Origin of the sequence: Bacillus vallismortis (assembly GCF_040784915.1) — a bacterium.
GTDB lineage: Bacteria > Bacillota > Bacilli > Bacillales > Bacillaceae > Bacillus > Bacillus subtilis_G.
On record NZ_CP160797.1, the window covers coordinates 1,446,830 to 1,459,610 of the forward strand.

The window sequence follows — 12,781 nt, forward strand, 5'->3', positions numbered from 1 at the left end:
TTTCTCTCGTTTTCCTTTCATATTGAGTATGTAAACTGAACTCATACAAAAACAAAGGAGGAATCACATATGCTTAAGAAACGATGGATGGTTGGTCTTTTAGCAGGATGTTTAGCGGCTGGCGGATTCAGCTACAACGCGTTTGCGAAAGAAAACAATGATAACATACAGACTGCCGCTTCCAAGACTGGTGCACTCACTGAACAGGAAGCAGAATCAATTGCCAAAACGGTTGTTGACGGCACAGTGGAAGACATCGACAGAGATATTTACAACGGCAAAGAAGTCTATGAAGTAGAGATTGAAAAAGACGGTGAAGACTACGACGTATATGTAGATATTAAGACAAGACAAGCGCTTAATGACCCGTTAAAGGAGAAAGCAGAACAAGTCGCTATAACAAAAGAAGAAGCTGAAGAAATGGCCTTAAAGCAAACGAATGGAACCGTAACAGAAAGCAAGCTTGATGAAGACGATGGTGCTTACATCTATGAAATTGAAATCAAAACGAAACAAGGCACTGAGGCGGAATTTGACATTTCCGCAAAGGATGGACGTATCATCAAGCAGGAGATAGACGACTAATCAAAACCCCGCTAGAGCGGGGTTTTCAGCGTGTCGACAAACCGTTGCATTCGTTGTCAGTCCTGCGCGTTGGTACTTACGAATTTCTACATTCCAATCCTCGCCCTTCCTAGACTTCAAGGGTTTTCAATCAGCAGAAATGATGACAAAACCCTAAAACTTAAGCCGTTTTAGGAAACCCCCGCATATCAGCGGGGGTTTTTCATGATAAGAAGCCTTCATTTGGACAATCTAAATAGAAAAGGAGGCGAAACACATGGAAAAGAAAGAGGAGCAATACATCAATCAAGCTGAATATGTCCCTCATCCGACAAAAGAAGGAGAATATGCTTTATTTCTTCATGAAACATATCATTTGCTCTCGGAAGATGATGAAACGCAAACAACAGAATAAGGGCTTAGGCCCTTGTTTTGTTCCGTTATTGTGATGAAAGCGCATTAATTACTTTTTTGAGTTGACACAGCTTGTTTTTTTCTGTAATCTCAGTGTGTCAATTCAATTATGAACTTCGTTAGGTGAGGCTCCTGTATGGAGATACGCTGCTGCCCAAAAATGTCCAAAGACGCCAATGGGTCAACAGAAATCATCGACATAAGGTGATTTTTAACGCAGCTGGATGATTGCTCCTATGCCATACAGTGCTAAAGCTCTACGATTGAAGGCGCCCGCACGCTTTTTTGCCGTGTTTCTTTCTCCTTCAATCCCGAAGGCTTTTTTTATGCCTTTAAAACGAATCTTATCAAAGGAGGTGCGGAGTATGGATTCTCCCCATTCGAGTCAATCTGAAGAAGTACCCATATACTATGACAGCAAGACAATTGATTACACGGTGAGGAGACGATCTGCCGCACCTTCAGGCGAGGCCGGCACGTCTCCGTAGAGGAGGTACGAGTCCTTATGGTTCAAAACATGACCTATGACGAACTCATTTTACGCATCATTATTTTATTGCGAGACGGGAAGATTAAGGATTTCAGAAGCGTTATTGATGAGCTTCAGCCCTATGATATGGCATTTATTTTCAAAGAAATGCCGGAAAAACACCGCGCCCGCTATTTATCTTATTTAACTGTAGATGATATCACGGATATGATCGGGGAGCTGGAGCGCGAATTTCAGCTTGCCGTCTTAAATAAAGTCGGAAAAACAAAAGCAACACTTGCGATGAACAAAATGGACAACGATGACCTCGCGCAATTGCTTGAAGAAATGGATGAAGAACTGAAGGAACAGCTTTTGTCCAGCATGGAAGCGTCAGAGTCAAAAGCTGTACAGCTTTTGATGAACTATCCGGCCGACTCAGCGGGACGCATGATGACAAACCGGTTTGTGTGGATTCCTCAGCATTACACGGTAAAAGACGCGGTCGTCAAATTAAAAAGCTTTGCTGAAATAGCTGAATCGATCAACTACTTATATGTCATCAATGAAAGCAAACAGCTGGTGGGCGTGCTATCCTACCGTGATTTGATTTTGGGCGAACCTGAAGAAAAGGTGCAGGATTTAATGTTTACCCGCGTCATATCAGCAGACGCTCTTCAGGATCAGGAAGAAGTTGCCCGTCTGATTGAACGTTACGATTTCTTGGCGATCCCGGTTGTGGAAGAAAACAATGTTCTTGTCGGCATTGTAACAGTCGATGATATTATCGACGTCGTCATTCGGGAAGCTGATGAGGATTACGAAAAATTTGCCGCTTCCGGTAAAGACATCACCTTTGACACAAAGTCTTATGTGGCGGCATACCGACGCCTGCCATGGCTGATTTTGCTCTTGTTTATCGGGCTGATTTCAGGAAGCATTATCAGTTATTTTGAAGATGCGCTGCAGCAGGTTGTCGCGCTGGCATTTTTCATGCCGATGGTGTCAGGGATGACAGGAAATACGGGAACACAATCCCTCGCGGTTGTCATCAGAGGGTTGTCTAAAGAAGAATTGAACAAAAAAACGATTGTACGCCTGATCTTTCGGGAGTTCAGAACAAGTATTTATATCGGAGCGGTTTGTTCTGTGCTGATTGCGATTGTCTCCATCTTATGGCAGGGAAACGCGCTGCTGGGATTTGTTGTCGCTTCTTCACTATTCTTCACTTTAATTATCGGCACAATGTCAGGAACAATTATCCCTATTATTTTGCACAAGCTGAAAGTAGACCCGGCGATCGCTTCAGGACCGCTGATCACAACGTTAAACGATATTTTGTCTTTATTAATTTACTTTGGCATTGCCACTGCATTCATACACTCATTATAAAAGTAAAAAGTCCGTCTCAATTGCGAGTCGGACTTTTATCATTTAACGGTTTTTGTACCGAAAGTGCGCATTAAGCTGCCCCTCCAGCATTTTTTTCCGCACTTGCGGATCGTTTTTTAACATTTGCTCTTTTTTCCGCATATCCTTTAAAATCTCTGCCGTCTGTACGCCGTCTTCACGCTTATTGGCGATATCCATCAGCCGTTCCACATCGGCAAAAGAATACTTTCTCGTTCCCCTTGAAGAACGCTGCGGATAAATGAGTTTTCGTTCCTCATAATACCTGATCTGTCTTACGGACAATCCTGTCAATTCACTCACAATCCCGATTGAAATCACTTTTTTGTCTTTATAAGAATGATCTTCTGTGGCCATTTTTCCACCCCTGGATGTCTTTTGATAATATTATACAAAAAACAAAGAGAAAAAACCTGACGCTTGTCATATTTTCTAACATCAAATAGAAGATTTTTGAAAAAATGCGGAAGAAAAATTAACAAGAATAATGCGTAACACACAAGTGCGTTTTATCCTTTATATAACGATTAACTGAGGAGGAAGGATAATCATGGAGGAAGAAAAAGCGGTCTCACTGGCAAAAGAAATTATAGAGTTGGATATCAAGCGTGATGAAATGCTGGAGACGTTTATGCAGCTCGCCGGAGAACATGCTTTTCAATTATTAAGATCGGTTCAAAACGGACATTACCGAAAATCTTCGTAATTATAAATTCTTTACATTAGATTCATACCACGTTCATTTAAATAGGGTATCTTGTGTATAGGATACCTCATAATGAAGGAGGACGCCATGAGTAATTTATTGAAATCCGCTTTAGAAAAAGAACGAAGCCATTATTCTGAAAAACTCTTTCAAATAGGAGTTTATAATAAAGAAGTCATGAACAAAATGACGATTACTGAACTGCGGAAGGAATACGCATATTTCTTTCGCAGCATTCCAAATGACAAAAAATATCCTTATACAAGATAATGTATAAGGATATTTTTGCTTTCAGAAGGAATTTCTCGAATGATAGCGAATACGTATAGTAAGGGACTGAACTCTTATTATATGTAAGGGTTTTCATTATTTTTTTATAAAAATCCTATATACGAGGTAGATATGATGAGATTATCGTTTAACGAAGAAGAAGTTGAGCGTGCGATGAATTTGTACAGAGTTTTTGCAAGGGCTTTCAAAAGTGTGTCTGAACATAGTATCCGTGACAGCAAAGAGCATGGCTTTAATCCCACTGAATTTGCTGTATTGGAGCTCCTCTACACAAGAGGCCCGCAAAAATTACAGCAAATTGGGTCGAGACTTCTGCTAGTGAGCGGAAACGTCACATATGTCATTGACAAATTAGAAAGAAACGGGTTTTTAGTAAGGGAGCAGGACCCGAAGGATAAACGCTCCGTTTACGCGCATTTAACTGACAAGGGCAATGAGTATTTGGATAAAATTTATCCGATTCATGCACTGCGTATTGCGAGAGCGTTTTCAGGCCTTTCGCCTGATGAACAGGATCAGCTGATCGTCCTGCTGAAGAAAGCAGGCATTCACAGCCAGCATTTGCTGTTTCGTTAACGATTCTACACTCTCTGTGTCAGGGAGTGTTTTTTTGTTTCATATCATCCTTTTTAACACATCTTCAATCTTCCGATCGGAGATTTCGGCAAGATATCCATTGACATGTTTTTCATATTCTTTCATCTGTTTATTCGATTGGAAAAATGCCGCCATACGCTCCTCTGCTTTCTGCATACCCCAATTTCTCATATCTGTGACAAGTTTCCGTTCCTTTAGAAGGTTCACATTCATTTCCTCCTGGCCCGGCAGCGCATGATAAATAAATACCGGAAGCCGTTTCTGTAAGCATTCGCTGATGGTCACGCCTCCTGGTTTTGTCATAATGCCTGACGCCTGTTCGTATAAACGGTTCATCTCTGCTTTGCTGTGAAGGTAGGGAATCGCCTCAATAAAAGGATGGCGTAAACTTTTGACATAGCAGTAGAGCTTTTCGTTTTGACCGCATAATATTTTGTATAAGATGTTTCCTCCTGGCGACAGATCCTGAACCCATTTTAAAATACCCCCGACTCCCATACTGCCGCCTGTGATGATGATGGTATATGGCGGATGATGCTGACAGGTGTCTGCTGATCCCGCTTCAAACATTCGGTGAACGGGAATGCCGGTCATGTATATGTTTTTCGGATCGATTCCTTCAGACATGAGCTGTTTCTTAATATCCACAATCGGAGAAAAATGGAAATCGATGTTCTCCCGTCCCCATAATTGATTCACAAAAAAATCAGTATATACATTTACAACCGTCATATTCGGATATTCCGGCTTTAGCCGGTTCAGCAGATAGGAAGGCAGCGCATGTGTGCAGAAGGCGATATCAGGCTGTTTTTCTTTGAGGATGTGCCTCATTTGTTGTGTGAACAGCCATTCGTACATGGGATAGCGTTTGTCATTTTGATATCGTCCGCAGGCGAGGAGCCTGTAAATGCCGTTGTACGTTTTCGGGAAATATTGAATCCATTTTAAATACGCCTCGGAGGACAGTTTTTCTAATCGTCTATATGCGTGTGAAAAGATATCAATTTTCTCAGATGCGAGTCCTTGAGACTCCAGTTCAGCCTGCAGGGCATCCGCCACATGATGATGCCCTGTGGAAATGCTTAAAAAAGGAAAAATGAGAATGTTTTTCATGATGGTCCTCCTTAAAAAAATATGGCAACTATATTTTGGGGAGAACGTTCACAAAATATAAGGGTGTTTTTGATCATAAGGAAGGTGAAGAGATGAAAACCTGTTTCCTTTCTATTTGGAGAGTGGTTGACCCGATTTATTTCTTTTTTTCAAGACTGACCTTGATTGACAAGGATCGAAAAAGCGTCTTTCGAGTCAGGCTGACGAAGTACAAAGGACATCAGGTCGTGCTGAGCGACGGAACGCATATCAGAAAAAATGATGTGCTCGTTAAAATCCATCTGCACAACATTAAGCTGATCAGGGAGCTGCAAAGCATTGAGAGCACAGTCAGAAAGGGAATCATTATCTATCAAAAAGTATACCAATCGATGCCGATGCTTTTGGATTACATCAACAAGCATAAAAAAAGTGAAAAAATTAAAGGGATTGTGGGCATTACAATGCTTGACAAAGGTGTGGAAAGGCTCGGCTTTGATGTGGTCACCCCGGTCAATCCTTTCTACAGATGTTTTAAAAAGATCACCCATATGCCGATTTTATATCTCACTTCAAAGCCGATGAGCGTGCGGCATTTACCGAATACATCCTATTTGTTTATTTCGAAAGAAAAGCTTCAGAAAACCTATCAAAAAAAAGACTGATGTCTGGGGTCAGCGCAGTCTTTTTTGTTTATATCTGATGAAATGTCACTTCTGGGCGGCTTCCGACACGGATATTTACACCGGTTTGTCCTAAACCTTCGCTGATATAAAACGGTTTATCGTGGTGATAATGAAGCCCTTTAATCATGTTCATGCGCACGAGCTTGCCCATTTTCACCAAGTGATACGGTTTTGGCCAGTGGATTTGCCCGCCGTGAAAATGGCCTGAGAGCAGGTAATCAAAATGAACATCTTTCATATCCAGAATAATGTTTGGGTCATGTGTTAATACGAGCTGATAGCCGTTTTCTAGATCTTGATAAGAGCCGGCAATATTACTGCGGTTCGTGCTGTAATCATCAATGCCGATAATATTGACAGGCCCCGCGGCCGTCTCAATTCGAACATGTTCATTTTGCAGCGTGATACAGCCGTTTTCCTCTAAAACACGCTTCAATCTCAGAAAGTCCCTATCTTTTAATACATAATCATGATTACCGAACACCGCGTACATTCCATATGCAGGTTCCAACTTTTGCAATGCGTTTAAGTAACCTGCCAGCTTCGGAATATTACGTTTCCGATCTAGAAAATCTCCGGTGAGCGCAATGATGTCCACAGGCTGATTTTTTGTTAAACGATATAGCTCTTCAGGTGAAACAGAAATGTTTTCTAAGTGAAAATCTGATAAATGAAGGATATTCAATTTTTTTCTAGCTGGAAGGCCGTCTTTTTGATCAATTGAAATGCTGTTGACCTTCACATCTTTTGTATTGCGGTTCGCTTTATATATAAATGGCACAGATACGAGTATGGCTAATGAAAGTAAGATTGTAAACAAAATATATCCCCTCCCTCCTATCAGTATAGTAAGTGATCATGCCTTAAAGATAGCGGGAATTAATGGGGAAGAGACAAGTTAAAAACGGAATGTCTTCTGATGAATGTTTTGGAAGGGAAAAGGGATAATAAATTTTGACACATGAGGCAGAACATGCCGGATATGGAGTCAGAATAACAGATGGATGTGTAAGCGATGTTACGATTGTTGAGACAACACAAAAAAGAAACATATTATCTCTGGATCGCATTATTTCTCCTTTTGCTGTATGTATCCCCGCTTTTTATTTTAAAGGAAGATGCCCATATTCGCGTCCACGATAATTTAGATTCCAATATCGCTTGGTACAAGGTTTTGGCGGATAGCGGAGAAATCATCGGCAAGGTTGACGCAGCCATTCCGCAAATTATTAACGGGCTGCCGAGAGATGCCTTTGGCACTGAGTGGAGCGGGATTGTTTGGCTGCACGCTTTCTTTTCTTCCATGACCGCCTATGCAATAAGCCAGACGATTACAAGGGTTGTCGCTTTTTTGGGAATGTATGTACTGCTGAAGAAACATGTGATTCCGGAGCCAAAAGCGGCTTTCATCCGAATTGGCGTATCGCTGGCATTTGCTTTAACACCTTTCTGGCCTTCGGGAATGCTGAGTACGCTTGGATATCCTTTGGCACTGTGGGCTTTTTTGAATATCCGAAAAGGGGATATCTCATGGAGAGAGTGGCTGACGCTCGGTTTGCTTCCTTTATATTCAAGCTTTGTCTTAGGTTTCTTCTTTTTCTTGGCAGGAATGGCGTGCTTTTGGCTGTATGATGCCATCACACAAAGAAGATGGAATTTGATGTTTTTAGGCAGCATTGCATTTATGACGAGTATTTACCTTTTCGTTGAATATCGGCTTGTGTATTCAATGCTGTTCTCCCACGCACCGATGCATCGGATAGAATTTATTTCATCACGGCATGACGTATGGCATTCACTTCGTCTATCCGCAAAAAACTTTGTCTATGGGCATAATCATGTGATGACCGTTCACACCGTTGTCATCCTCCCGATCCTGCTGCTTATATTTGCAGCTATGCTGTTCAAGCGAAACCGGACAAAGCTAGAAAATGTTTATCTGTTTTTATTTACGCTTAATTACGGACTATCTTTATGGTATGCGTTTTGGTTCAACAAAATATGGACTGTGCCAAAGCAGAAATTTGCTTTTTTAGCTGAATTTAATTTTGCGCGTTTCCATTTCCTCCGGCCGCTTGTCATATATGTAAGCTTTGCGCTAGCTCTATATCTCATATGGCGGATGGGGAGAGGGTGGAAATGGCTTGTATACGCCGCAGTCGCTGCACAGCTGATGGTTTTGGCGCCTTTTAATGAAGAGTATACGTATGGCGTTCACTACAATGCGCCGACATTCCGGGAGTTTTATGCATCTGAGCAATTCAAGGAGATTAAGGAGTATATCGGGCGACCGCAAGATTCGTACAGGGTGGCGAGCATCGGACTGCATCCGTCTATCGCCCAATATAACGGGTTTTACACGTTAGATACGTATAACAACCTGTACCCGCTTTCATATAAATATGAATTTAGAAAAATCATTGAAAAAGAGCTGGAAAAAAACGCTCGGCTGAAACAATATTTTGATGAATGGGGCAGCCGTTGCTACCTTTTCGTCGATGAGCTCGGGAAACGATATGATTTTAAAAAGAACTCGAAGAAAACGATCAACAATCTTCAATTAAATACAGATGTATTTAAAAAAATGGGCGGTCGTTACATTTTTTCTTCAGTTCCGATCATGAATGCTGATCAAAACCATCTCGCGCTTGTGAAGACGTTTGACCATATAGATTCGGCCTGGCGCATTTATTTATATGAAACAAGATAAGGAGGATATCGATTGAAACAGCCACAGCCAGTGTTAACCATCGTCGTTCCGTGTTTCAATGAAGAGGAAGTGTTTCAAGAGACCTGCCATCAGCTGACAGAGGTTGTAGACGGCTTGATTGAAGAAACATTAATCGCTGAAGACAGTAAAATTCTGTTTGTCGATGATGGCAGCAAAGACCGCACTTGGGCCTTGATTGCCATGGAAAGCATAAGAAACAAGAAGGTTGCCGGCTTAAAATTAGCCTGCAATGTCGGACACCAAAAAGCGCTTTTAGCCGGACTCCATAAAGCGAAGAACAAATCAGACTGTGTCATTTCAATTGATGCTGATCTACAGGACGACATTTCTGTTATCCGGGATTTTATATTGAAGTATCATGAGGGCTGCGAGATCGTTTACGGCGTCCGCCGCAGCAGAAAAACCGATACCTTTTTCAAGCGAACGACCGCTTTAGGATTTTATCGCCTCATGAATAAGCTTGGGATTAAATTAATTTATAATCATGCTGATTTTCGACTAATGAATAAAAGATCGCTTGAAGAGCTTGCTCGCTATCCGGAAGCGAATCTGTTTTTAAGAGGAATTGTTCCCATGATCGGCTTTAAATCTGCCGAAGTCTTGTATGACCGAAAGGAACGTTTTGCCGGCAAAACGAAATATCCGCTGAAAAAAATGCTATCATTCGCTTTTAACGGGATTACATCATTCAGTGTCGCGCCGATTCGCTTTTTTACGCTTTTAGGTTTTGTTTTATTTTTCGTCAGCGCTGTGGCGGGAATCGGTGCACTTATTCAAAAACTGCTCGGCCATACAAATGCAGGCTGGGCGTCGCTCATCATTTCCATTTGGTTTTTGGGCGGTCTGCAATTAATGGGAATCGGGATCATCGGGGAGTATATCGGAACCATTTTTTCAGAAGTGAAAAGCCGGCCGAAATATGCGATTGATATCGATTTGTATAATGAACCGCTGAGCCCGCTCCAGCGCCAGGAAAAAGAGCGGTTAGAAAAAAAGTACAGTTGAACGAAAAGAGCTGACTTATTTGTCAGCTCTTTCCGTTCAACTGATGTAAAATGGCGCTAAGAGGTTCGTCTTGCGGGCTGCGGTAAAAATCGAAAAATGGGCAGCCCTGCTTCTTTATCCGGTCGATGACGGTATCAATTGTAAACATAGCGGGTGTTAAGGACGTTTGTACCTCGTGCCAATAGAGCGGTGCCGCGACAGTGCCAAGCTCGTTCCCCCTTGTCGAATAAGGACAGATAATCGTTTTCCCTTCTGCATGCTGCAAATAATCAAGATACAATTTGCCGTGCCTGTTTTTGATCAGGCGTTCTGTGGTAAATAGCTCGGGAAATGCATTGGTGCAGTACTCTGCGACCAGCTGTGTAAATTGGCGTGTTTCTTCATACGTAAATGCCTCAGGGGACAAGGGGATATAAAGCTGGATGCCCTTGTTTCCGGACAGCTTCGGGTACGATGTGATGCCGAAGGAGTCAAACAGCCGTTTCAGTTCATTTGCAGCCTGCACGGCCATGAGAAAGTCCTCTCGTGAAGGCGGGTCCAAATCAATGACAATCTCAGCCGGGCGCCTGCTTTTAATGGTTTGAAAAGGAACATGAAACTCCAAAGCAAGCTGGTTGGCGAGCCATAACAATGCAGACATATCCTCGCAGACGATATGTTCATGGTTTCCGTCAAAAAAAGATTGAATAAAATCCGGGGCATAGTCCGGCTTATTTTTTTGGAAAAATGATTCGCTTCTTGATCCATGCGGATAGCGGATGACTGTGACAGCACGGTTTTTCAAAAAGGGAAACAGGTAGTCACTGACTTCAATCATGTACTGAATAAAATCTTCTTTTGTTTTTTTATTCTTTTCAAAAATGATTTTATCCAGGCTTGTGAACTGCAGCTTCGGATGGACCGGTTTGGAGTGGCGGATGACTTGCGCATACGTGCATTCGGTCCAGTCCATATGGAATTCAAAACCGACAAACGATACCTCTCTCAATGTGCCTTGGAGAATCGTTAAGTATTGAACGGCTGCACATATCGATGGTTCGAGCGTATATTCGCCTGATGGTGTTTGATGTCCGTGCTGTTCCATAATTTTGCGTACGGCATTTTTTTCATCATCGCGCATTCCGTGTGAGACAGAGGCAATCGGTGTCATCACGCCGTTTTTTAACACAGATACTGTCAGAAATCCATTGTTGGGGTTGAACCCTGTTATACAAACATAAGCTTGTTTAAAGTTTTTATATTTAAGCCAATCGGATGACCGCTTCTTTTCAAGCCATTTGCTGTTTGTTTTCTTCGCTACAATTCCTTCTCCATCATATTTCGTAACCATCTCCCAAATCGTATCAAAATGGTCAAAGGAGGGGATATACTGAATGGTTTCCCTAGCATAAGGGTTTGGAGATGCAGGAAGTTTTGGCATAGCCATAAGGTCGTACAGCAATTTTTTTCGATCCAGGTACGAAAGTGACGATACATCTTCTCCGCGTCGCTCTAACAGATCAAAGGCGAGAAAGCAGCACGGCCGCGCGTTGGCCGATTCCCGGATTTTATCTGGCCTTTTCAAACGGCCCCGCACTTGAATGTGCTCAAAATCTGAACGATAAGGATTCACTAAACATACAATCTCGCCATCAAGTGTCAGCGGAAGATCTTTTTCTATGTGCTGAAAGGCGGTTTTGGCGAATTGTGTGATTTCAGGGAAGGTGCTGGTAAGCTCCAAGCCATTTCTGCTAGTTAAGGTCACACCTGCCGAATGGATGCGGAGGATACAGCGGTACCCGTCATATTTTACTTCGTAGCGCCATTCTGTTCCTATTGGCGGTGATGAAGTAAGGACGGGCTGCATCGTAAACGCCATGGACTATGAGGTGCCGGAGGCTTTTTTTCTAGTCGTTTTTTGTTTCTTATCTCCGGCTCCTTTCGGTTCAGCGGCTTGTGCTGGTGCAGCTGCCGAAGTTTCCCGGTTCGGCTTTCTGGTGCGGTCGATGCTGGCTTGCAGGGCGCTGACCAGGTCAATGACATCTTCACGAGGAGGCGCTTTATCAGGAGTGACAGCTGTTTCCTTATTTTCGAGCTTATCATTGACTCTTTGCAGCAATGCGTGCCGGTACGTGTCCTCATATTTCTCCGGCTCAAACTCAGCTGTCAGCTCATCTATTAATGTGATTGCCGTTTGCAGTTCCTTATCGTTTACATTCGATTGATCCGGTACACCCGGGACATGGACAGCGCTTCTGACCTCATCCGGATAATGGATAGACTCCATCACGATACAATTTTCATAAACGCGGAGAATGGCTAGCTGCTGCTTCGACCTGATTGTCATATTGGCGATGCCGATCTTTCCGGTTGAGCGCAGCGCTTCACGCAGCAGGGTATAGGCTTTCGTACCGTTATCTCCGGGTCCGACAAAATAGGAGCGATTAAAATAAATCGGATCAATGTCCTGAAGCTGAACAAAGTCAACAATCTCAACCGCTTTCTCCTCATGCTCCTGCTTTAAGCTTTTTAGATCTTCATCCGTCAGCACTACATATTTTCCTTTTACATATTCATATCCCTTCACAATTTCATCAGGACCGAGTGTTTTTTCGCAATTCGTGCAAATTTTTTCGTATTTGATAGGCGCGTGATCCTCTTTATGGAGGCTGCGCAGTTTAATGTCTTTATCTTCTGTGGCCGCATATAGCTTAATCGGGATGTTTACTAATCCGAAACTGATCGATCCCTTCCACATTGTATGCATATCAATAAACCCCTTTTTTCTTTTAGTGTGAAGAGGAGGAGAGCGATTCATGTGTAGTAACTTATGGGTA

Annotated in this window: 15 protein-coding genes and 1 riboswitch; of the genes, 10 read left to right on the plus strand and 5 right to left on the minus strand. The window is 42.6% G+C overall.

Going from position 1 to position 12,781, the window contains the following annotated elements; all coding sequences use genetic code 11:
• Positions 1–69 precede the first annotated feature (69 nt).
• The 4 genes from ABZM97_RS07320 to mgtE all read left to right on the plus strand — a co-directional run bounded on the left by ABZM97_RS07320 (position 70) and on the right by mgtE (position 2,839).
• Entirely contained in the window at positions 70–585 is a 516-nt protein-coding gene (locus ABZM97_RS07320; protein ID WP_087990952.1) for a PepSY domain-containing protein, read from the plus strand.
• Positions 586–841: 256 nt separating this feature from the next.
• Positions 842–979 (plus strand): transcriptional regulator SplA domain-containing protein, encoded by a 138-nt coding sequence (locus tag ABZM97_RS07325; protein WP_003218541.1) that lies wholly within the window; start codon positions 842–844, stop codon positions 977–979.
• A gap of 107 nt (positions 980–1,086) precedes the next feature.
• A riboswitch (M-box (ykoK) riboswitch) is annotated at positions 1,087–1,253 on the plus strand.
• A 90-nt stretch (positions 1,254–1,343) separates the two neighbouring features.
• Entirely contained in the window at positions 1,344–1,466 is a 123-nt protein-coding gene (locus tag ABZM97_RS07330; RefSeq protein ID WP_277986989.1) for a hypothetical protein, read from the plus strand.
• 17 nt (positions 1,467–1,483) lie between these two features.
• Entirely contained in the window at positions 1,484–2,839 is a 1,356-nt protein-coding gene (mgtE, locus tag ABZM97_RS07335; protein ID WP_087990953.1) for a magnesium transporter, read from the plus strand.
• A 42-nt stretch (positions 2,840–2,881) separates the two neighbouring features.
• Here mgtE and tnrA read toward each other — a convergent pair whose 3' ends face one another.
• Complete coding sequence (gene tnrA, locus ABZM97_RS07340; protein WP_003218544.1) at positions 2,882–3,214, minus strand: MerR family transcriptional regulator TnrA; 333 nt, start codon at positions 3,212–3,214, stop codon at positions 2,882–2,884.
• A gap of 193 nt (positions 3,215–3,407) precedes the next feature.
• Between tnrA and ABZM97_RS07345 the strand changes: the two genes are divergently transcribed.
• The 3 genes from ABZM97_RS07345 (at position 3,408) to ABZM97_RS07355 (ending at position 4,430) form a co-directional block, all read left to right on the plus strand.
• Positions 3,408–3,563, plus strand: a complete 156-nt coding sequence (locus tag ABZM97_RS07345; protein WP_087990954.1) for a hypothetical protein — start codon at positions 3,408–3,410, stop codon at positions 3,561–3,563.
• A gap of 87 nt (positions 3,564–3,650) precedes the next feature.
• Complete coding sequence (locus tag ABZM97_RS07350; RefSeq protein ID WP_202328591.1) at positions 3,651–3,833, plus strand: stress protein; 183 nt, start codon at positions 3,651–3,653, stop codon at positions 3,831–3,833.
• A 132-nt stretch (positions 3,834–3,965) separates the two neighbouring features.
• A complete protein-coding gene (locus ABZM97_RS07355; RefSeq protein WP_003232536.1) occupies positions 3,966–4,430 on the plus strand; it encodes a MarR family winged helix-turn-helix transcriptional regulator in 465 nt (154 codons plus the stop codon).
• Between the two features lie 39 nt (positions 4,431–4,469).
• On the opposite strand, the gene ABZM97_RS07360 is transcribed toward ABZM97_RS07355, so the two are convergent.
• Positions 4,470–5,564, minus strand: coding sequence for a glycosyltransferase (locus ABZM97_RS07360; protein ID WP_367387357.1), 1,095 nt, complete (start codon positions 5,562–5,564; stop codon positions 4,470–4,472).
• A gap of 92 nt (positions 5,565–5,656) precedes the next feature.
• On the opposite strand from ABZM97_RS07360, the gene ABZM97_RS07365 reads away from it, so the two are divergent.
• Positions 5,657–6,208 (plus strand): hypothetical protein, encoded by a 552-nt coding sequence (locus ABZM97_RS07365; protein WP_087990957.1) that lies wholly within the window; start codon positions 5,657–5,659, stop codon positions 6,206–6,208.
• Between the two features lie 28 nt (positions 6,209–6,236).
• On the opposite strand, the gene ABZM97_RS07370 is transcribed toward ABZM97_RS07365, so the two are convergent.
• Positions 6,237–7,049: a metallophosphoesterase gene (locus tag ABZM97_RS07370; protein ID WP_087990958.1), complete on the minus strand. Its 813-nt coding sequence runs from the start codon at positions 7,047–7,049 to the stop codon at positions 6,237–6,239.
• A 195-nt stretch (positions 7,050–7,244) separates the two neighbouring features.
• Between ABZM97_RS07370 and ABZM97_RS07375 the strand changes: the two genes are divergently transcribed.
• Both ABZM97_RS07375 and ABZM97_RS07380 read left to right on the plus strand, forming a co-directional pair.
• Positions 7,245–8,939, plus strand: a complete 1,695-nt coding sequence (locus ABZM97_RS07375) for a DUF6044 family protein (protein WP_367387358.1) — start codon at positions 7,245–7,247, stop codon at positions 8,937–8,939.
• A gap of 12 nt (positions 8,940–8,951) precedes the next feature.
• Positions 8,952–9,965, plus strand: a complete 1,014-nt coding sequence (locus ABZM97_RS07380) for a glycosyltransferase family 2 protein (RefSeq protein ID WP_367387359.1) — start codon at positions 8,952–8,954, stop codon at positions 9,963–9,965.
• A 22-nt stretch (positions 9,966–9,987) separates the two neighbouring features.
• On the opposite strand, the gene ABZM97_RS07385 is transcribed toward ABZM97_RS07380, so the two are convergent.
• Entirely contained in the window at positions 9,988–11,823 is a 1,836-nt protein-coding gene (locus ABZM97_RS07385) for a DNA ligase D (protein ID WP_367387360.1), read from the minus strand.
• A gap of 3 nt (positions 11,824–11,826) precedes the next feature.
• Complete coding sequence (locus ABZM97_RS07390) at positions 11,827–12,762, minus strand: Ku protein (protein WP_367387361.1); 936 nt, start codon at positions 12,760–12,762, stop codon at positions 11,827–11,829.
• Positions 12,763–12,781: the final 19 nt, after the last annotated feature.

Excerpts from the sequence above, each read along its gene's own strand:
- ABZM97_RS07375 (WP_367387358.1), top strand. The coding sequence starts at position 7,245 with ATGTTACGATTGTTGAGACAACACAAAAAAGAAACATATTATCTCTGG.
- ABZM97_RS07350 (WP_202328591.1), top strand. The coding sequence starts at position 3,651 with ATGAGTAATTTATTGAAATCCGCTTTAGAAAAAGAACGAAGCCATTAT.
- ABZM97_RS07355 (WP_003232536.1), top strand. The coding sequence starts at position 3,966 with ATGATGAGATTATCGTTTAACGAAGAAGAAGTTGAGCGTGCGATGAAT.
- ABZM97_RS07390 (WP_367387361.1), bottom strand. The coding sequence starts at position 12,762 with ATGAATCGCTCTCCTCCTCTTCACACTAAAAGAAAAAAGGGGTTTATT.
- ABZM97_RS07385 (WP_367387360.1), bottom strand. The coding sequence starts at position 11,823 with ATGGCGTTTACGATGCAGCCCGTCCTTACTTCATCACCGCCAATAGGA.
- ABZM97_RS07320 (WP_087990952.1), top strand. The coding sequence starts at position 70 with ATGCTTAAGAAACGATGGATGGTTGGTCTTTTAGCAGGATGTTTAGCG.
- tnrA (WP_003218544.1), bottom strand. The coding sequence starts at position 3,214 with ATGGCCACAGAAGATCATTCTTATAAAGACAAAAAAGTGATTTCAATC.
- ABZM97_RS07325 (WP_003218541.1), top strand. The coding sequence starts at position 842 with ATGGAAAAGAAAGAGGAGCAATACATCAATCAAGCTGAATATGTCCCT.
- mgtE (WP_087990953.1), top strand. The coding sequence starts at position 1,484 with ATGGTTCAAAACATGACCTATGACGAACTCATTTTACGCATCATTATT.
- ABZM97_RS07360 (WP_367387357.1), bottom strand. The coding sequence starts at position 5,564 with ATGAAAAACATTCTCATTTTTCCTTTTTTAAGCATTTCCACAGGGCAT.
- ABZM97_RS07365 (WP_087990957.1), top strand. The coding sequence starts at position 5,657 with ATGAAAACCTGTTTCCTTTCTATTTGGAGAGTGGTTGACCCGATTTAT.
- ABZM97_RS07330 (WP_277986989.1), top strand. The coding sequence starts at position 1,344 with ATGGATTCTCCCCATTCGAGTCAATCTGAAGAAGTACCCATATACTAT.
- ABZM97_RS07345 (WP_087990954.1), top strand. The coding sequence starts at position 3,408 with ATGGAGGAAGAAAAAGCGGTCTCACTGGCAAAAGAAATTATAGAGTTG.